Raw genomic sequence first — 18,803 nt, 5'->3', positions numbered from 1 at the left:
GGGAGACACACACATGACCCTCAACCGCCGGCAATTCACCGTCGCCACAGGCCTGCTCCCGCTGGCTCCGGTGCTGCGCGCCCAGGAGACCTACCCCACCAGGCCCATCACATTGGTGGTTCCCTTTTCAGCGGGCAGCGTCGTCGACCTGCAGGCCCGCGTGATCGCGCGGGTGCTCGCCGCCCGCCTGGGCCAGCCCATCGTGATCGACAACAAGGTCGGCGTGAGCGGCTCGATCGGCGCCGAGTTCGTCTCGCGCGCGGCGCCCGACGGCTACACGCTGCTGCTGGGCACGCAAGGCACCCAGGGCACCAACAGCGCGCTGTACAAGACGATCCGCTACGACCCGGTGAAGGACTTCGTGGCCATCCACGGCCTCTCGGGCAACCCGAACGTGCTGGTGGTCAACCCGAGGCTCGGCATCGGCTCGGTGGCCGAGCTGGTCGAGCTCGCGAAGAAGAATCCGGGCAAGCTCAACTTCGGCTCGGGCGGCAACGGCACCGGAGGACACCTGTGCCTGGAGCTGCTGCAGACGCGCACCGGCGCGCGCTTCACGCACGTGCCGTACAAGGCGACTTCGGCGGCACTGGTCGACCTCGTCTCGGGCAACGTCGATGCAATGTTCGACTTCCTCCAGACCGCCGCGCCGCACATCCGAAGCGGCAAGCTGCGCGCGCTGGCGGTCACGCGCGGCCAGCGCATGCCGATGCTGCCCGAGGTGCCGACCATGGCGGAGGCCGGCTATCCGGGTGTCGAGTCGCTGACCTGGGGCGGGTTCTTCGCGCCTGCGAAAACGCCGGGGCACATCGTCAAGCGCCTGTCGGTGGAGACCTCGGAAGCCCTGCGCTCGCAGGAAGTCAAGAACACGCTCGAATCGGCGGGAGGCTTCATCATCGACATGCCGCATGCCGAGTTCCAGACCTATGTGGCCCGGGAGGCGGTCAAGTGGACGGAAGTCCTGCGCACGGCGGGAGTGACGCTGGAATGAGCGCAACGTCCACACCGCACACACTTGCTGCAGCCGCCGTGGCCGCCGTCACCGGCGCTGGCAGCGGCATCGGCCGCGCGCTGGCCCTGGCCTGCGCGGGCGAGGGCATGGCCGTGGCACTCGCCGACGTCGAGGTGGAGGCGCTGGCGGCCACCGAGGCGCTCGTCCGATCGATGGGCGCGCCCACGCTGGCGCAGCGATGCGACGTGAGCCGCGCGAGCGACGTCGAGGCCTTCGCACAGGCCTGCGACGACCGCTTCGGCGGTGTCGACTGGCTGTTCAACAATGCGGGCGTCGCCGTGCTCGGGCCGGCCTGGGCCGCCACCGAAGCCGACTGGCAGTGGGTGCTGGGCGTGAACGTGCTGGGCGTGGTCAATGGCGTGCGCAGCTTCGTTCCGCGCATGCGTGCACGCGGCCGGCCCGCCCACGTGATCAACACGGCCTCCGCCGCCGGGCTCGCGACGCTGGCGGGCTCCGCCGTCTACAGCGCGAGCAAGCACGCGGTGGTGGCCTTCTCGGAATGCCTCGCGCGCGACCTGGAGCAGTCCGGTTCGCCGATCGGCGTGACCGTGGTCTGCCCTTCGCTGCTGCCCACCGGCATCCACGTGTCGCAGCGCAACCGGCCGGGCGCCCTCGCAGACACTGTCGCGCCCGCGGCGGCGTATGACGAGCGGGTGCGCGCGGGCATGGCTGCATCCCCCATCGACGCGACAGACGTCGCCTCCGCGACGCTGGCGGCCGTCCGCGCGGGGCGCTTCTACGTCATGCCGCACGTCCACACGGGCGCTTCGGTCGAAAAGCGCATGCACGCGATCCTCGACGACTTCGGCAAGCAGCATCCCGATGCGGGATGAGGCGGCGCACTTCATCCATCACCGCACTGGCCCTGCACCGCAGGGTCGGGCACTTTCTCCAGGAGACTTCGAAATGAACACCGAACCCCGCGACACGCTCGCGCAGATCGCGCAGCAGCTGCAGGCCCTGCAGCGCCGCGTCGACGAACTCGAAAGCGTGGAGGCGATCCGCGCCCTGCGTGCGCGCTACCACATGCTGGTGAACGAGGACCAGGGCCCCCGCCTGCACGAACTGTTCGCGCCGGACGCCAGCATCATCTACAACGCACGCCCCGAGGTGTTCGGGCGCGAGGCCATTCGCACCTTCTTCGAGAACTTTCCCGTGCAGTACGCGCGGCAGTTCATCCACCAGCACGAGGTGAGCGTGGACGGCGACACGGGCACCGGCCAGTCCTACCTCGACGGCCGCCCCGTGCACGGCGGCAAGAGCTTCTACGTGGTGGGCCGCTTCGACGACAACTACGTGCGCATCGACGGCCGCTGGTACTTCAAGAAGGTGGTGCTCACGGTCCACTACATGATCGAGGCGGCCGAGCACTGGGAGGCCCTGCTCCCGGTGAAGAAGAGCGCGGAGGCCGCATGAGCCTGGCTTCACTCTTCGATCTCACGGGCCGCAGCGTCCTGGTCACGGGTGCCGCCAGCGGCCTCGGCCTGGCATACGCCGAGACGATGCTGGAGGCCGGTGCACGCACGTTCATGACCGACATGGATGCGCAGGCGCTGGACACCGAGGTGGAGCGCCTGAAGGCGCGCTACCCGCTGGTGGAAGGCGCGGTGCTGGACGTCGCCGACGCAGCGGCGGTGGATGCGCTGGTGGACGGCATGGCCGCGCGCCACGGCGCCATCGACTGCGTGTTCGCGAACGCGGGCATCAGCGCCGGACGCGGCTTCGTCGTGGAGGCGGGCCAGTTGGAAAACCTCGACCTCGCGCACTGGGACAAGGTCCTGCGCATCAACCTCGACGGCGTCCTGCACACCGTGCGCGCGGCGGCGCGGCACATGAAGCCGCGCCGGGAGGGGCGCATCGTCGTGACCACCTCGATCGCGGGCCTGCGCTCGGAGTCGCTCTCCGGCTACGCCTATGTCACGTCGAAGGCAGCCGCGAACAACCTGGTCAGGCAGGCCGCCATCGAGCTGGCGCCGCACAACGTGCTGGTGAACGCCATCGCGCCTGGCCCCTTTGCCACGAACATCAACGGCGGTCGCCTGCGCCTTCCTGAGTCGGCCGAACGGATGCGCACGCATATTCCGATGGGCCGTGTGGCCCAGGTCGACGAGATCAAGGGACTGGCCCTGCTGCTGGCCTCGCCCGCTTCCAGCTACATGACCGGGGCGATCATCCCTGTCGACGGCGGGGCCACCGCGCGGTAGCAAAGAAAGGAAGCCGTCGTCGATAGAAGTAGCGCCCAGGCCAACCAGCACGCGAGAGAGTTTGCCGGGCTTGTTGGCCAGGGCAACGATGCGAGGAGCTTGGAACCCAAGGCTTCATGAATATGTCACCAGGTAGATGTCCGCCTGTTGCTGCGGGCTGGTCGAGTGGCGATGGACAGCAGGAACGCATCGCCGCGCGGTCCATTAGCGTATTCATTGAACGGTCATCGCACTTGCGAATAAGGAGTCCGCGGGTGCGACCGCGGGTGCCGCAAGAGGGGACCGGCAGGGCTGGCTGGACCGCGCGTCATTCCACCGATTGCATCAATAGCCTCAAATAATGCAATTCACTTGGCGTTCGATGCGCCGCACACTCCGTTCCCAGTCCTGCTGCCGCTGGGTGCAGCAAACCAAGGAGACACGAGAGTGGACGTACATCCGGATCAGTTGCAGTCATGGATCGGGCGCAGCGAGCGCTTCGAGGACACCATCCATCCCACGCCCGTGGCGGCATTGACGGCCACGCTCGACCACCCGGCCGCGCCGGTGCCGGCCGGCACGGCGCTTCCGCCCCTGTGGCACTGGCTCTACTTCCTGCCCATGCACCGGCAAAGCGAGATCGGCGCCGACGGCCATGCCAGGCGCGGCGGGTTCCTGCCGCCGGTGCCGCTGCCCCGGCGCATGTGGGCCGGCAGCCAGTTCGAGTTCCGCGCCCCGATCCGCGTGGGCGACCAGGTCACGCGCACGTCGACCATCGACGACGTCACGCTGAAGGAAGGCCGCACCGGCAAGCTTGTGTTCGTCAAGGTGCGCCACGAGGTCCGTTGCAATGGAGAACCCGCGCCGGCGCTGGTCGAGTTCCACGACATCGTCTATCGCGAGGCGCAGGCGCCCGGCGACGTACCCCCTCCTCCGCAGGCGGCGCCCACGGACGCGGCGTGGCGCCGGCAGATCGTTCCCGACGACGTGCTGCTGTTCCGCTATTCGGCGCTCACCTTCAACGGCCACCGCATCCACTACGACCGCCAGTACGCCACGCAGGTCGAGGGCTACCCGGGCCTGATCGTGCACGGCCCGCTGATCGCTACGCTGCTGATGGACCTGCTGCGCCGCCAGCTGCCTGATGCAGACGTCGCGAGCTTCCGCTTCAAGGCCGTACGGCCCACCTTCGATCTCAACGCCTTCCACGTCAGCGGCCAGCCGCAGGCCGACGGCAAGACCGTCCGGCTCTGGGCCTCGGACCACGAGGGTTGGCTGACGATGGACGCCACGGCCGTCCTGCGCTGACTCGTTTCGCACCGCAGAAGGAAACACGCCATGCAGCCACTCAAGGGCATCACCGTCGTCACGCTGGAGCACGCGATCGCGGCTCCCTTCGCCACCCGCCAGCTCGCGGACCTCGGCGCGCGCGTCATCAAGATCGAGCGTCCCGGCTCGGGCGACTTCGCCCGCGGCTACGACGAGCGGGTCCGCGGCCTGGCGTCGCATTTCGTGTGGACCAACCGCTCCAAGGAGAGCCTCACGCTCGACGTGAAGCACCCCGAGGCCGCCCGCGTGCTCGAGCGCCTGGTCATGGAAAAGGCCGACGTGGTCGTGCAGAACCTGGCACCCGGCGCGGCTGCGCGCCTGGGCCTGGGCTACGACCGGCTCTCGCGCGCCAAGCCGGGACTCATCATGTGCGACATCTCCGGCTACGGCGACGATCCCGAGCGCCCCGGTCCGTACCGCGACAAGAAGGCCTACGACCTGCTGATCCAGAGCGAAGCCGGCTTCGTCTCGGTCACCGGCACGCCGGAGGAGCCCTGCAAGGCGGGGCCCTCGATCGCGGACATCGCCGCGGGCATGTACGCCTACAGCAACATCCTCGCCGCGCTGCTGCAGCGCGGCCAGACCGGTAAAGGCCAGCGCATCGACATCTCGATGCTGGAGTCGCTGGCGGAGTGGAACAGCTACCCGCTCTACTACGCCTTCGAAGGCGCGGAGCCGCCGCCGCGCACCGGCGCCAGCCACGCGACGATCTACCCGTACGGCCCGTTCCCGGCCGGCGACGGCACCACCGTGATGCTGGGCCTGCAGAACGAGCGCGAGTGGGCCAGCTTCTGCGACAAGGTGCTGCAGCAGCCCGAGCTCGCGAAGGACCCGCGGTTCACAGCCAACTTCAAGCGCGTGGCACAAAGGGCCGCGCTGCGCGAGATCATCGTCGAGGCCTTCGCATCGCTCAGCGGCAGGCAGGTGGTCGAGCGGCTGGAGTTCGCGCAGATCGCCAACGCCCAGGTCAACACGATGAAGGAGGTCTGGGCCCATCCGCAGCTGCAGGCACGCGGCCGCTGGAGCGAAGTGGCGACGGCGAAAGGCCCGGTGCCCGCCATGCTGCCGCCCGGCACCTGGAACACCGGCCCGCGCATGGACCCGGTGCCCGCGCTCGGAGAGCACACCGATGCGATCCTCGCGGAGCTCGGCTACGGCGATGCCGAGATCGCAGCGCTGCGCGCGTCGAACGCAGTCTGAAGGCCACGCCATGCCCGGTGAACATCAGCATTCCGCCCGCACCTACCTCTTCGTGCCCGGCACGCACCCGGACCGATTCGGCAAGGCGCTCGCCAGCGGTGCCGACCGGATCGTGCTCGACCTCGAGGACGCCGTCGCCCCCGCCGACAAGGCCGATGCGCGCGCCATCGTCGTGGCGTGGCTGCAGGGTGTGAGCCCTGCCGACAGGTCGCGCACCGTGGTGCGCATCAACGACGCCGGCTCGCCGTGGTTCGCCGCCGACCTCGCCGCGCTGGGCGACGCGGCAGCGGCCGAGGTGCTCCTGCCCAAGGCCGAATCGGCCGCGCAGATCGCCCGCGTGCATGCCGCGCTGCCCGGCGCGGCCGTCCTCGCGCTCATCGAGAGTGCCCAGGGCGTGGCGCAGGCGGAGGCCATCGCGGCCTCCGGCGTGCAGCGCCTGGTGTTCGGCACACTCGACTTCGCGCTCGACCTCGATATGGACATCGCGACGGACGCACGCGGCCTCGCCTACGCGGCCAGCCGCATCGCCATCGCCTCCCGCGTCGCGGGCCTGCCTGCGCCCGTGGCGGGTGTCACGCCGCAGCTGGACGACGAGGCGCGCCTCCTGTCGGACCTTGCCGAGGCGCGGCAGATGGGCTTCGGCGCCAAGCTGTGCATCCATCCGCGCCAGGTGCAGCCGATCCATGCGGCGCTGCAGCCGAGCGCGCAGGCGCTGGACTGGGCGCGGCGCGTGCTGGCCGCCGATGCCGCGTCGCCGGGCGCAGCTCGGCTGGACGGCCGCATGGTCGACCGGCCCGTGGTGCTGCAGGCGCAACGCACGCTGGCGCTGGCCCGCGGCTGATTTCATTCATCCACTTCCCTCGCAGAAGGAGACAGGCACCATGGCTTCCACCATCATCGATTCACGGATATTCGGCGACATGTTCAGCGACGCGCGCATGCGCGAGGTCTGGTCCGACGAGAACCGGACCGCGAAGTACCTCGACATCGAGCGCGCCCTCGCGAAGGTCCAAGGCGAACTGGGCATCATCCCGAAGGAAGCGGCCGACGAGATCGTCAGGAACTGCAACCTCTCGCAGATCGACTGGGTCAAGCTGAAGGCCAAGACCGAGCAGATCGGCTATCCCATCATCGCGGTGGTCAACCAGATCAATGCCAACTGCAGGGACAAGCTGGGCGAGTACTGCCACTGGGGCGCGACCACGCAGGACATCACCGACACGGCCGCGGTGCTGCAGATGCGCGAAGGGCTCGCCCTCGTCGAGCAGGACCTCGACGAGATCGGCGAGGCGCTCGCGGCTTTGGCACGCAAGTACCGCGACACGCCGGTCATCGGCCGCTCGAACCTGCAGCAGGCCACGCCCATCACCTTCGGCTACAAGATGGCGAGCATCCTGGCCGGCATCGACCGCCACCGCGAGCGCCTGCAGCAACTCAAGCCGCGTGTGCTGATGGGCGAGTTCGGCGGCGCATCGGGCACGCTCTCCTCGCTGGAGAAGGGCGCGATGGAAACGCAGGCCGGGCTGATGAAGGAACTGGGGCTGGCGCAGCCGCTGATATCGTGGCACACGGTGCGCGACACCATCGCGGAGGTCGGCGCGTTCCTCGGGCTGGTCGGCGGCTCGCTCGGCAAGATCGCGATGGACGTCAAGCTGATGATGCAGACCGAAGTGGCAGAGGTGTTCGAGCCCTTCGCGCCGGGCCGCGGCTCATCGTCGACCATGCCGCAGAAGCGCAACCCCATCTCCTGCCTCTACATCCACGCCAACATCTCGGTGGCGCGCCAGCATGCCGCAGCGTTGATGGACGCGATGGTGGCAGACCACGAGCGCTCCACCGGCCCCTGGGAGATCGAATGGGTGTCGCTGCCCGAGATCTTCTGCCTGATGTCGGGCGCCCTGAAACAGACCAAATTCATCCTGAAGGGCCTGGAGGTGGATGCCACCCGCATGCGCGCCAACATCGATATCACCAACGGCCTGGTGATGTCCGAGGCCGTGATGATGGGCCTGGGACCCTACATCGGCCGCGAGTATGCGCACGACCTGGTGTACGACCTGTGCCGCCAGGCGATCGCCGAGAACCGGCCACTGATCGAGATCCTTGCTGCGCACACCGAGATCGGCAGGCACGTGACGCGCGCGCAGCTCGAAGCCATGTGCGAGCCGGCCAACCACCTCGGCCAGGCCGGCGTCATGGTCGACCGCGTGCTGGCCGCGCGCGGCTGAGCGCCGAGCCCAGCATCCTTCACCGCAGCAGACGGAGCCGGCGCAGACCGGCATGCATTCGTGCGCCCCCACCCCGGAGACAAGGTCATGAACATCCGCAAGCTCTCGAAACTTCTCTATGTGCAGGTTCTCATCGGCCTGATCCTCGGCATCGCCGTGGGCCACTACTGGCCCGAGTTCGGCGCCGCGCTCAAGCCGCTGGGCGACGGCTTCGTCAAGCTGGTCAAGATGATGATCGCGCCGGTGGTGTTCTGCACCATCGTGACCGGCATCACCTCGCTGGGCGACTCCAAGGAAATCGGCAAGACCCTGCTCAAGGCGATGGGGCTCTTCTATGCGCTGACGGTGCTTGCGCTCCTCACCGGCCTGGTGACCGTGTTCCTGATGCAGCCGGGCACCGGCATGCACATCGACCCCAGGAACCTCGACGCGTCGGTCGCCACACGCTTCGCGAACCAGGTCCACATCCACGGGTTCACCGACTTCGTGATGCACATCATCCCCAACGCCTTCGTCGGCGCGTTCGCCGAGGGCGAGGTGCTGCCGGTGCTGCTGCTGGCGGTGCTCTGCGGATTCGGACTCACCCGCATAGGAAGCTCCGCCAAGCCCGTGCTCGACGGCATTGACGGCTTTTCCCACATGCTCTTCGCCGCCTTCGGCATCATCATGCGCCTCGCGCCGATCGGAGCCTTCGGTGCGATGGCCTTCACGGTGGGCCGCTACGGCATCAAGTCGATCGGATCGCTCGGACTGTTGATCGGGACTTTCTACGTGGCCTGCATCTTCTTTGTCGTCGTGGTCCTGGGACTGCTCGCACGCCTGCACGGCTTCAAACTGTGGCAGCTGATGCGCTACATCAAGGAAGAGCTGCTGGTGGTGCTGGGCACCTCGTCCAGCGAGCCGGTGCTTCCGCGGCTCCTGCAAAAGCTCGAACGGCTCGGCTGCAAGAAGGGCGTGGTCGGGCTGGTGCTTCCGACCGGCTATTCATTCAATCTGGACGGCACGGCGATCTACCTGACGCTGGCATCCATGTTCATCGCCCAGGCCTGCGACATCCATCTGTCGTGGGTCCAGATCGGCTCGATGCTGGGCATCATGCTGCTCACGTCCAAGGGCGCCGCGGGCGTCACAGGCAGTGGTTTCGTCGCCCTGGTGGCCACGCTCACCGTCATGCCCGACCTGCCCGTGGCCGGGGTTGCGCTGATCGTCGGGATCGACCGCTTCATGTCGGAGGCGCGCGCACTCACCAGCACCATCAGCAACGCGGTGGCCTGCATCGTCGTCTCCATCTGGGAGAAGGCGTGCGACCGGGAGGTGCTGCAGCGCGAGCTGGCCGCGAACTACGCCCGCACCGAGCACGAGCTCGAGGAGGGCTCGAAGGACTACGCAGCGCCGCTGGGGCACGCCGGCCCGACGCCCTGATCGCCCAGGCGGCCGGCAGGCCTCAGGCGCGCGTGCCCTCGGCCTTTCCACTCTCCGCGCGGCGGCCTCCCGGCTTGCCACGCTTTGCCTTCATCTCGGAGAAGAAGGCGTAGAGCTGCTGCGCGGCCGGAGAAAGGCTCCGCCCCTTGCGCCGTATGAGGCCGATCGTGCGGGTGATGGCAGGGTCGTGCAGCGGAACGCTCACCAGCAGCGGATGGTCCGCGTCCGGCATGGCGATCGAGGGGACCGCCGCCACCCCGAGACCCGCCTCGACGAGACCGAGCATCGTCGTGACATGCTGAGTCTCGTAGATGCTCTGCGGACGACCAGCCACCCCCGAGAGCGCCTGGTCCAACAGCAGCCGATTGCCGGACGCCTTGCTCACCGAGATGTAGTCGTACTGCGCCAGCTCGGTCCAGCTCACGCGGCGCTTCTTTGCGATCGGATGGTCGCGCCTGCAGGCCGCAACGAAGCGCTCTTCCAACAGAGGCTTGAATTCGATGTCCGGCTCCTGCGCGCCGACGAAGTTGAGCCCGAAATCGGCTTCGCCGCTCGACACCGCCGCCAGCACCTCGTTCGCACTCGCATCGAAGACCTTGACCCGGATCTTCGGATAGCGCTCGTGGTAGCGCGAGATCACCTGGGACAGAAAGTAGTAGACAGTCGACGGTACGCAGGCAATCTTCACCTCGCCCATGCGCGTGGCCGCGACACCGCGGATGCCCAGCAGCGTGTGGTCAAGGTCGTCCAGGAGCTGCTGCACCTTGCGGTCGAATTCGCGCCCGACAGAAGTCAGGTTCACGCGCCGGGTCGTACGGTCGAGCAGCTTTACGCCGAGCGCCTCCTCCAGCTTCTCGATGCGGCGGCTGAAGGCGGGCTGCGAGACATGCAACGCCTCGGCGGCCTTGCGAAAGCTGTTGAGCTCGGCTACCGCGCGGAATGCCTGCAGGTCGTTGAGATTGAAGTTGATGGCCATGGCGGTGCTCCGACTCGATCTGATTGATAGGCAGTGTGCATCAATCGATCCTAAACATGCAATTTACAGAACACGGGCCCAGGAAGAACATGCGTACCAGGGCCACACAAGAGCCTTTCGAGCATTCAGAAATCCACCGGAGCAGACAAATTGAAGACCCAGAACATTCGCCTCCTCGGCACCGTCGCGCTGGCGGCATCGCTCGCCTGCGCGAGCGCGGCGGCCGCCTTTCCTGAAAAGCAGATCACGCTGATCGTGCCGACGGCCGCGGGCGGCGCCAACGACGCCATGGCGCGCGTCGTCGGCCAGGCCATGTCGGCCATCCTCAAGCAGCCCGTCATCGTCGACAACAAGGCAGGCGCCAACGGAGCCATCGCCAGCGAGTACGTGATGCGCGCGGCACCCGACGGCTACACGCTCATGCTCGGCTACATCGCGACGCATGCGATGAACCCGGCGCTGCAGAAGCTGCGCTACGACCCGGTCAAGGACTTCGAGCCGGTCGGCATGCTGGGATCCTCGGCCACGGTGATGGTGGTCAACCCGTCCGTCAAGGCCGCCAGCGCGAAGGAACTCGTGGCCATGCTGAAGGCCGCGCCGGACAAGACGAGCTACGCATCGGCCGGCAACGGTACGGCGCCGCACTTCGCGGCCGAGATGTTCAAGCTCTCGACGGGCACCAGCATGCTGCACGTGCCCTACAAGGGCTCCGCACCGGCCATCACCGACACCATCGCCGGGCAGACGCAAGTGATGTTCCCGAGCCTCTTCACGGCGGTGCCCTACGTCAAGGCCGGCAAGCTCAAGGCCCTGGGCGTGGCTGGCGCCAAGCGCTCGGCGCTCATGCCCGACGTTCCCACGCTGCAGGAACAGGGCATCCCGGACGTCGACGTCTCGCAGTGGTACGGCATCTTCGCGCCGGCGAAGACGCCCGCGCCCGTCATCGCGCAGCTCAACAAGGTCCTCAACGAAGTGCTCGCGGACAAGAGCGTGATCAAGCGCCTGGAGGACCACGGCGCCGAAGTCTCGACCATGACCCCCGAGCAGATGCGCGCCTACGTGGCGCAGGAGCAGGTCAAGTGGAAGAAGGTGGTCCAGGCCGCCAAGATCAGCGCAGACTGATGATGAACAGATCGATTCCCTGCGTGCTGATGCGCGCCGGCACCTCGCGCGGCCCGTTCTTCCTGCGCGAATGGCTGCCGGACGGCGACGAGGCGCGCGACCAGGCGCTCATCGGCGCGATCGGCGCCTCCGACCCGCTCCAGCTCGACGGCGTGGGCGGCGGAAGCACGCTGAACAGCAAGGTAGCCATCGTCTCGCGTTCCTCGCGGCCGGGATGCGATGTCGACTATCTGTTCGCGCAGGTGGGCGTCGGGCATCGCTCCGTGGACACGCGGCCGAACTGCGGCAACATGCTCTCGGGCGTCGGGCCCTTCGCGATCGAGCAGGGGCTGGTGCCGGCCAGGGACGGCACCACCCTCGTTCGCGTCCACAACGTCAACACCGGCTCGCGCATCGACGTGACGGTGCGCACCCCCAGCGGACGCGTGACGTACGAAGGCGACGCGCGCATCGACGGGGTGGCGGGCACGGCGGCGCCGATCCTGCTGAACTTCCTGGACGCGTGGGGGGCGGTCACGGGCCAGGTCTTCCCGACCGGCAGGCGCATCGACACGATCGACGGCGTGGAGGTGACCTGCATCGACGCCGCCATGCCATTGATGATCGTGCGCGCGGGCGACCTGGGCGTCACCGGGCGCGAGAAGCCCGCCGCGCTCGACGCCAACACCGGCCTGCTCGAGCGCCTCGAGACGCTGCGCCTGGAGGCAGGACGCAGGATGGGACTGGGCGACGTCTCCGACAGCGTCATCCCGAAGCCCGTGCTGGTGAGCGTGGGCGAAACGGACGACAGCATCACCTCGCGCTACTTCACGCCGCGCAAGTGCCACGCGTCGCACGCGGTGACGGGCGCCATTGGCGTGGCGAGCGCCTTCGCGCTGCCGGGAACGGTCGCAAGCGGCATCGCGCGCGGCGCCGGAACGCACAGGCTGGTCGTGCTGCACCCGGCGGGGCAGATCGACATCGAGGTCGAACTCAAGGGCAACGGGGACACGGCGACAGTGGATCGCGCTGCCCTCCTGCGCACCGCGCGCAAGATCATGCAGGGCGAGATGCACCTGCCCGACTACGTGTTCTCCCGGCCGGAGGCGCCGGTCGCCAGCCCTTCCCGCCTCCCGCACAAGGCGCTGACGATCATCGTGCCCACGCGAGCGGGCGGCGGCAACGACACGATGGCGCGCATCATCGCGGCGAAGCTCGGGCCGCTGCTCGGCCAGGAGATCCTGGTCGACAACCGCGCCGGGGCCAACGGCGCCATCGCAAGCGAATACGTGGCCAGGGCAACGCCGGACGGCCACACGCTGATGTTCGGCTATGTCGGCACCCACGCGATGAACCCGGCGCTGCAGAAGCTGGCCTACGATCCGGTCGCCGACTTCGAGCCGGTAGGGCTCGTGGGCTCTTCCTCGACCCTGATGGTCGCCCATCCGGGCGCGGGCATACCGCAGGTGCAGCAACTGATCGCACGACTGAAGACGAAGCCCCGCAGCCTGAGCTACGCGTCCGCCGGCGACGGCACGCCGCCGCATTTCGCGGCCGAGCTCTTCCAGCTCAGCAGCGGCACTTCGATGGCCAGCACCACCTGCGAGGGTGCCGCGCCCGCAATCGCGGAAACGGTCCAGGGCCGCTCGCAGATCATGTTCCCGAGCCTTTTCACGGCCTATCCGTTCATCCGCGCGGCCCAGCTTCAAGCCTTGGCCGTGGCGGGCTCGCGGCGCCTCGCCGCGCTGCCGGACGTGCCGACGCTCTCGGAGCTGGGTGTCGCGGGTGTGGATGTCGTCCAATGGTATGGACTGTTTGCACCGGCGGGCACGCCCGCCACGGTCGTCGAACGCCTCAACCGAGCGCTGAACGAGGTGCTGGCCGACCCGGACGTCGTGCAGCGCTTCGAGAGCCAGGGCGCGCTCGCCGAACCGGGCAGCCCCGAGGCGCTCGCCCGGCGGATGCAGTCCGACCTGGCCCGCTGGCGCGAGGTCGTGCGCCAGGCCGGCATCGCGCCGAAGGAACAGCGCCAGTTCGCGCTCGATTGATTGTCTTCATTCTCATGCGAAACAAAAGGACGCTGAGGGTATCAATGCCTGGAAGCTCAAACGCCTCACCGCCTGTCGGTAGCAGACCGAGCCCGTTCGTCCACAAGTTGGAGCAATACCCGGAAAACGGCGTGATCGTCTTCGACAAGCTCCCTGGCGGGATCCGCTATCAATGTCCGAATGCAAGCAGCGTTGGTGGAAGCGTCAGCACCGCCCTGGGCGTGTGGAGTGCATGCGCACGCCGTTCCTTTGCCGGTTCGGATCGAGTTTATGGGGGCTCCCGCTCCATCCCTACCAAGCGGTCTGAGCTACGCAAAGCGGCCGATTCGCTCGCGACTTAGGCAGGTTTTGCCCGTGTACCAGACCCGCTTAGAAAGAGTGCCTGATGCCAATGTCATATCCGGAGGAACTGCGCGGTGCGAGTCCAGACACTCCCCCGCCTGTGGACAAATACGTCACCCCACCCGTCACTGCGCCCATGATGGCCGGGTTGTTCTGCCCGCCCTTGATCCGAATCCGGGCCACTGTGGCGTACAAGGCCGTACGCTTGGAAAGGTTGTAGTCGAAACCAACGGCAAGCTTGTTGACCGAGGCATCGCGCCTTGGGGTCAGAGAAGTTGCCAGGGGACCCAGATCGTTGTCGTACTTGACGCGCGAGTAGGCCGCCTTGATCAATCCAGGACCGACGGGTACGGTTATGCCAAGAAGCCCGCCCTTGTACTTGTCCGAATCACGCAGCGTGAGGGAGCCGAGTACCGGCACCAGTGTTGTCGACAGGGCCTGGTCCCTGACTTGCGAGATTTCACCGAAGATCTTCATGAATCCAAAATCGTACGAAGCGCCGAGATTGAGGGTCTTGATCTTCTCGTTCGAGTTGGTGCCTGTGGGCAGGCCAAGAGCGTTCACGCCAGTGGAGTCGATTGCCATGCTTTCTCCGTACGCCAAAGCAACATCGAGAGGCCCCGCCGCATAACCCAGACGTCCACCAAAATAGCGTCCCTTTTGGGATGGACTTCCTGGCACGTTGCTCTGCGAGACGCTCTCGGGCAAGGCATATTGCACCTGACCATAGACTCCGCCTAGGTTCGGAGGGAAGAAATAGCCAATGCTGTTGCTGGTGCGAAGGTAGTTGTCGGAAGTTGCAACCGCGGAGCCAGGGCCCCTTGCGATCTGCAAGTTAGTTCCGACGCTCGACACGACATTGGCGCCGACCCCGATCGTGCTGAACGGGCTGAACACCGAGTCATTCCAGAATGTCGGGGTGATATCACGGCCCAGGCGAATCTCGCCGAAGTTCCCCGACAGACTGACCGTGGACCGCCGATTGAAGCTGGCAAGGGCGGTGGCGCCATTGTCGGGCGTCGTGCCCGCTTCTAGCCAAAAGCCAGCGGCAAGCCCTCCGCCGAGATCTTCTGTGCCGCGAAATCCGAGCCGGCTATTGGAAGTCCCGCTGTTGGACAGAGCAGTCTGACTCCGCGTGACGCTCGGCAGGGCGACGACTGTGGTCGAAGCCGTGTTGTTGTAGAACTCGCTTCTCGCGCTGTAATGGCTGACACCGACATCAACGACGCCGAAGAGCGTGACGGACGACTGGGCCGTCGCAGCGGTAACGCAGGACAGCATGCTCGCTGCCACGATGGTGGTCTTGTTCATGATCTGATCTCAGTGAAATGAAAGAAAACTGAAGCGAGAGGTTGTCACTCGGGCTTGAAGCCGGCACTGTTGAGCAGTTCGGCGCTTTGCGTCACGAAACCGGCGATGTAGCTCTTAAACTGATCGACGTCCTGCGCCACGGGCTCCACCCCCAGGGCTGCCAGCGCGCCCGACTTGCCCAGTTCGGACATGGCGGCGTTGATCGCGCCATTGAGCAACTGAACGCGATCGGCGGGTGTGCCTTTGGGAGCCCAAACGCCGTACCACGACCCGTATGTGAAGCCCGGTAGGCCGCCCTCCTGCACAGTCGGAACGTCGGGCGCAAGCGTGCTGCGTTTGGTAGATGTGATTGCGATCGGCCGAACGCGCCCGGCTCTGGCCAATGGCAGTACCGAGACCATTGAATCCATCAGGAGCTGGACGTGTCCGCCGGCCACATCCACCAGAGCTGGTTGCGTCCCCTTGTAAGGGACATAGGTGAACTTGACGTTGCCCTGTTTGGCCAGAAGCAATGTGGCCAGGTGACTGGGCGCACCCGCCGCGGGAATCGCTGCCGTCCACCTGTCCGGTTGCTTCTTGACGGCGGCGATTACTTCACTGAGGTTCCGAGGCTCGAGTTGCGGTGCGATGACGAGCATCAACGGCGCCTCGGCGACGCGTGCAATCGGTGAGAAATCCCTTTGCGGATCGTATGGCGGCGAGCTCATGACTTCTTTCGCCAACACGTGCGTTGCCGCGGAGAAAAGCAGCGTATAGCCGTCGGCGGGTGCAGCCTGAACAGCTTTTCCGCCCAGCGCACCGTTGGCACCGGCGCGGTTCTCCACGATGACCGACGCGCCCCCAAGCTGCGTCTGCAGTTGATTGGCCAGCAGGCGGGCGATATTGTCGACACCGCCTCCCGCAGAAAACGGTACGACGATGCGTATCAGGCGATCCGGGAACTTGCCCTTGGCGGGCTGTGCCCACGCTGGCGCAACGGTGAGCGCGGCGAGCGCGGTGGCCGCGACGATGGCTCTTCTCGGCAATCTCATGGTGTCTCCGATTTGTGGAAGTGACTGGACGAGTCGCGCTGCGCCACGGCACTGCCGCCGCGGTGCCTGCGGCAAGCGCGACGTGATCAGGGCGAGATGTCTTCCAACGCCCGGTTGGTGGTCTCGACCATGCGCATCGAGGCAATGAGCCCGAAGACATTGGCGGCCGCAAACATCAGGAATACCGTTGCGATGCCCTTCGTCGACAGCACCACGCCGACCAGCGCGGGCGCAACCGCCGATGCCAGCCGAAGCCAGGATGTGGCCAGGCCGGTGCCGATGGCACGCATCCGCGTCGGGTAGATCTCTGGCGTGTAGAGATACAGCAGCACCGTGGTCGTGCCCATCACGGCATAGGCCGAGGACGCGAGGATCACGACCGACCAGGCGCTGCTGGCGCCCAGCAATGCCAGCATGCCGAGCAGCGTGCCACTGATGAGGAAGCTCGCCGTCGCCCAGCGGCGGCGTCCGACACGGTCCACCAGCAGCGCGCAGACAAGCACCGCGCAGGTGCTCAGCACATTGGTCAAGGAGGCCATCCGTAGCGCCTCCTGGAGCGGCATGTGGTAAACAGTCTTGTAGAGCGACGGCAGCCAGTTGTTGATGCCGTTGGCGACGAAGTACGACGAGGCCCACAGCAACCAGACCACCAGCGTGCGCGGTCGATAAAACGGCGAGAACAGCTCCTTCCAGGAACTCTTCTTCCGATTGACCAGTCCTGCGGCGAGCGTGGCCACCCGCGATTCGACTTCGGCCTTGTCGCGCTCGACATCGAGACTGCGCTTCACAGTGCTCAACTCAATCCCCTCGATCACGCGCTCGGCATCCTGGAAACGGCCCTTCGACGTCAACCAACGGGGCGACTCCGGCAGGCGCGCCATGAAGAACAGGATCAGCAGGCCAGGTATGCCGCCGACAAGGAACATGTATTCCCAACCAAATCTTGGCACTACAAAGGCCCCCACCTGTGCCGCGCCGAGCAGGCCCAGCGGGAAGATCAGTTCGTACAGAATGAAGAAGCGCCCGCGCCCCTTGGCCTGCGAAAGCTCATTGATGTAGGCAGCCGCGATGGGCACCTCGCCGCCGACACCGATGCCCTGCAGGAAGCGCAGCGCGAACAGCATCTGGAAGTTGCCGGCAAAGGCACAGGCGATGCTCATCACCGACATCACCCCGACGGTGGTGGTGACACTGGGCACACGGCCGAAACGCTCGGCCGCCCAGCCGAAGACAAGGGCGCCGATGACCTGGCCGACATAGCCTGCAGCGATGAGTGTGCCGACCTCAAGAGGGCTGAGGTGCCACAGGCCGATCAGCACGGGCAGAACAAAGGCCAGCGCGAGCGCGTCGAAGGCATCGAAGAAGGTCGCGCTGCCCATGATGATGCGCGCCTTCGTGTGCCAACGGCTGAACGGCACGTTTTCGATACGGAACAGCAACTGCGCCGCCTGCCGTGCGACGCCGGGGTCAGGCGGCAATGCGAAGGAATCGACTTTCATGATGTCTCTGGCTTTTTCGGTGTTGTTCTTTGAGTGACTCAGGGTGCTGATGGCGACGCGGCGTGAGATGGGCCCCGCCTCAGGTGTCGTCGAATCAGCACATCGAGGGTTTCGCTCATTGCCTGCCCATTGACGCCGCGAGTGATGAAGACGATGCGAGTGCGCCGGTCCTGCCCTGGCCAAGCTGGCAGGAACTCGGGTGGGTGGAACAGGTGCTGTACGCCATGGACCACCATGGGACGGTCCGGTTCATCGGCCAGGTGCACAAGGCCTTTGACGCGCAGCAGGTCCTCTCCGCGCATCGCGATCACCATGTCCAGCCAGGCGAAAAAAGCGTCGCGCGGGAGTGGGACATCGCGCTCGACCACGAATGAGGAGATGCCATCGCGGTGGACTGGCTCCGAATCTCTCGGTGGTCGACCATCGGCCTGCGGTGGCCTGTAGTACATAGCACTGGCCGAAATCTCGCTGTTTTCCTTGGGCGACTGCACCAGCCTGTGCAGTGCCTGTGGCTGTTTGTCGCGTGCGAGGTGCAGTTTTGCCACCGAATTGATCTCGCTCAATCGCACAAGCAGTTCCGGCGGCGGCGAACCGTCTTCCATCAGATCGGCCTTTGTCAGAAATAGATGGTCGGCGATTGCTGCTTGCTGTACGGATTCGGCGTGCCGGTCGAGCGTGCCCATACCGAGCACGGCATCCACCGTGCATGCGACACCGGCCAGCGCAAAACGACTGCGGATCGCTGCATCGCCCATCAATGTGCGAAGGATCGGAGCAGGGTTAGCCAGTCCGCTGGTTTCGATGAGCACATGCCGCACTGAGGGAACAGAGCGTTCGCCGAGACGCTGCATGGCAGCGACCAGGTCTCCGCGCACCGAGCAGCACATGCATCCATTGGCCAGCAGGATCGTGTCATCGCTCGTCTGCGTGATCAGATCGTGGTCGATGCCGACCTCGCCGAACTCGTTCACGATCACCGCCATGCCGTGCAGGTCCGCCTGTTGCAGCAACCGATTCAGCAACGTGGTCTTGCCGCTGCCAAGGAACCCAGTCAATACCGTCACCGGCACACGGTCGCCGGCTTGCGTATCGGCCGTCAGCAGGGATGAGAAATGGCCGGCCAC

16 protein-coding genes are annotated in these 18,803 nt (G+C 66.4%); 11 read left to right on the top strand and 5 right to left on the bottom strand.

The window, feature by feature from the left end; translation table 11 throughout:
- Positions 1–13 precede the first annotated feature (13 nt).
- The 9 genes from ASD05_RS26070 to dctA all read left to right on the top strand — a co-directional run bounded on the left by ASD05_RS26070 (position 14) and on the right by dctA (position 9,371).
- A complete protein-coding gene (locus ASD05_RS26070) occupies positions 14–988 on the top strand; it encodes a Bug family tripartite tricarboxylate transporter substrate binding protein (protein ID WP_056598591.1) in 975 nt (324 codons plus the stop codon).
- Complete coding sequence (locus tag ASD05_RS26065) at positions 985–1,842, top strand: SDR family NAD(P)-dependent oxidoreductase (protein ID WP_056598588.1); 858 nt, start codon at positions 985–987, stop codon at positions 1,840–1,842. Before ASD05_RS26070 ends, ASD05_RS26065 begins: the two co-directional genes overlap by 4 nt.
- 73 nt (positions 1,843–1,915) lie before the next feature.
- Entirely contained in the window at positions 1,916–2,425 is a 510-nt protein-coding gene (locus tag ASD05_RS26060) for a nuclear transport factor 2 family protein (RefSeq protein ID WP_056598585.1), read from the top strand.
- On the top strand, positions 2,422–3,213 hold the full coding sequence (locus ASD05_RS26055; protein WP_056598582.1) for an SDR family NAD(P)-dependent oxidoreductase: 792 nt from the start codon (positions 2,422–2,424) through the stop codon (positions 3,211–3,213). The genes ASD05_RS26060 and ASD05_RS26055 overlap by 4 nt, the downstream gene beginning before the upstream one ends.
- A 426-nt stretch (positions 3,214–3,639) precedes the next feature.
- Positions 3,640–4,500, top strand: a complete 861-nt coding sequence (locus tag ASD05_RS26050) for an FAS1-like dehydratase domain-containing protein (protein WP_200955499.1) — start codon at positions 3,640–3,642, stop codon at positions 4,498–4,500.
- A gap of 30 nt (positions 4,501–4,530) precedes the next feature.
- Complete coding sequence (locus ASD05_RS26045) at positions 4,531–5,721, top strand: CaiB/BaiF CoA transferase family protein (protein WP_056598577.1); 1,191 nt, start codon at positions 4,531–4,533, stop codon at positions 5,719–5,721.
- A gap of 10 nt (positions 5,722–5,731) precedes the next feature.
- Positions 5,732–6,562, top strand: a complete 831-nt coding sequence (locus ASD05_RS26040) for an HpcH/HpaI aldolase/citrate lyase family protein (RefSeq protein WP_056598574.1) — start codon at positions 5,732–5,734, stop codon at positions 6,560–6,562.
- 40 nt (positions 6,563–6,602) lie between these two features.
- Complete coding sequence (locus ASD05_RS26035) at positions 6,603–7,949, top strand: adenylosuccinate lyase family protein (RefSeq protein ID WP_056598571.1); 1,347 nt, start codon at positions 6,603–6,605, stop codon at positions 7,947–7,949.
- 87 nt (positions 7,950–8,036) lie between these two features.
- Positions 8,037–9,371, top strand: a complete 1,335-nt coding sequence (dctA, locus tag ASD05_RS26030; RefSeq protein ID WP_056598568.1) for a C4-dicarboxylate transporter DctA — start codon at positions 8,037–8,039, stop codon at positions 9,369–9,371.
- A gap of 22 nt (positions 9,372–9,393) precedes the next feature.
- Here the strand turns inward: dctA and ASD05_RS26025 are convergent, their stop codons facing one another.
- The gene (locus tag ASD05_RS26025) at positions 9,394–10,347 is read right to left on the bottom strand and encodes a LysR family transcriptional regulator (RefSeq protein WP_056598565.1); all 954 of its coding nucleotides are present in this window, start codon (positions 10,345–10,347) and stop codon (positions 9,394–9,396) included.
- A 150-nt stretch (positions 10,348–10,497) separates the two neighbouring features.
- Here ASD05_RS26025 and ASD05_RS26020 point away from each other — a divergent pair, with 150 nt between their 5' ends.
- On the top strand, positions 10,498–11,469 hold the full coding sequence (locus tag ASD05_RS26020) for a tripartite tricarboxylate transporter substrate binding protein (protein ID WP_056598562.1): 972 nt from the start codon (positions 10,498–10,500) through the stop codon (positions 11,467–11,469).
- A gap of 2 nt (positions 11,470–11,471) precedes the next feature.
- Positions 11,472–13,496, top strand: coding sequence for a 4-oxalomesaconate tautomerase (locus ASD05_RS26015; RefSeq protein ID WP_056598823.1), 2,025 nt, complete (start codon positions 11,472–11,474; stop codon positions 13,494–13,496).
- A gap of 369 nt (positions 13,497–13,865) precedes the next feature.
- On the opposite strand, the gene ASD05_RS26010 is transcribed toward ASD05_RS26015, so the two are convergent.
- The 4 genes from ASD05_RS26010 to ASD05_RS25995 form a co-directional block, all read right to left on the bottom strand.
- On the bottom strand, positions 13,866–15,149 hold the full coding sequence (locus tag ASD05_RS26010) for a porin (protein WP_056598560.1): 1,284 nt from the start codon (positions 15,147–15,149) through the stop codon (positions 13,866–13,868).
- Between the two features lie 44 nt (positions 15,150–15,193).
- Positions 15,194–16,180, bottom strand: coding sequence for a Bug family tripartite tricarboxylate transporter substrate binding protein (locus ASD05_RS26005; protein WP_056598557.1), 987 nt, complete (start codon positions 16,178–16,180; stop codon positions 15,194–15,196).
- An 86-nt stretch (positions 16,181–16,266) separates the two neighbouring features.
- Positions 16,267–17,679 carry an MFS transporter gene (locus ASD05_RS26000; RefSeq protein ID WP_056598553.1) on the bottom strand — a complete coding sequence of 471 codons (1,413 nt, stop codon included), beginning with the start codon at positions 17,677–17,679 and terminating at the stop codon, positions 16,267–16,269.
- 38 nt (positions 17,680–17,717) lie between these two features.
- Complete coding sequence (locus ASD05_RS25995; RefSeq protein ID WP_056598550.1) at positions 17,718–18,803, bottom strand: CobW family GTP-binding protein; 1,086 nt, start codon at positions 18,801–18,803, stop codon at positions 17,718–17,720.

Origin of the sequence: Variovorax sp. Root434 (assembly GCF_001426595.1) — a bacterium.
Classification (GTDB): Bacteria; Pseudomonadota; Gammaproteobacteria; order Burkholderiales; family Burkholderiaceae_C; genus Variovorax.
Note: the sequence above shows the minus strand (reverse complement) of the source record. Positions and strands in the feature narration are given on the sequence as shown.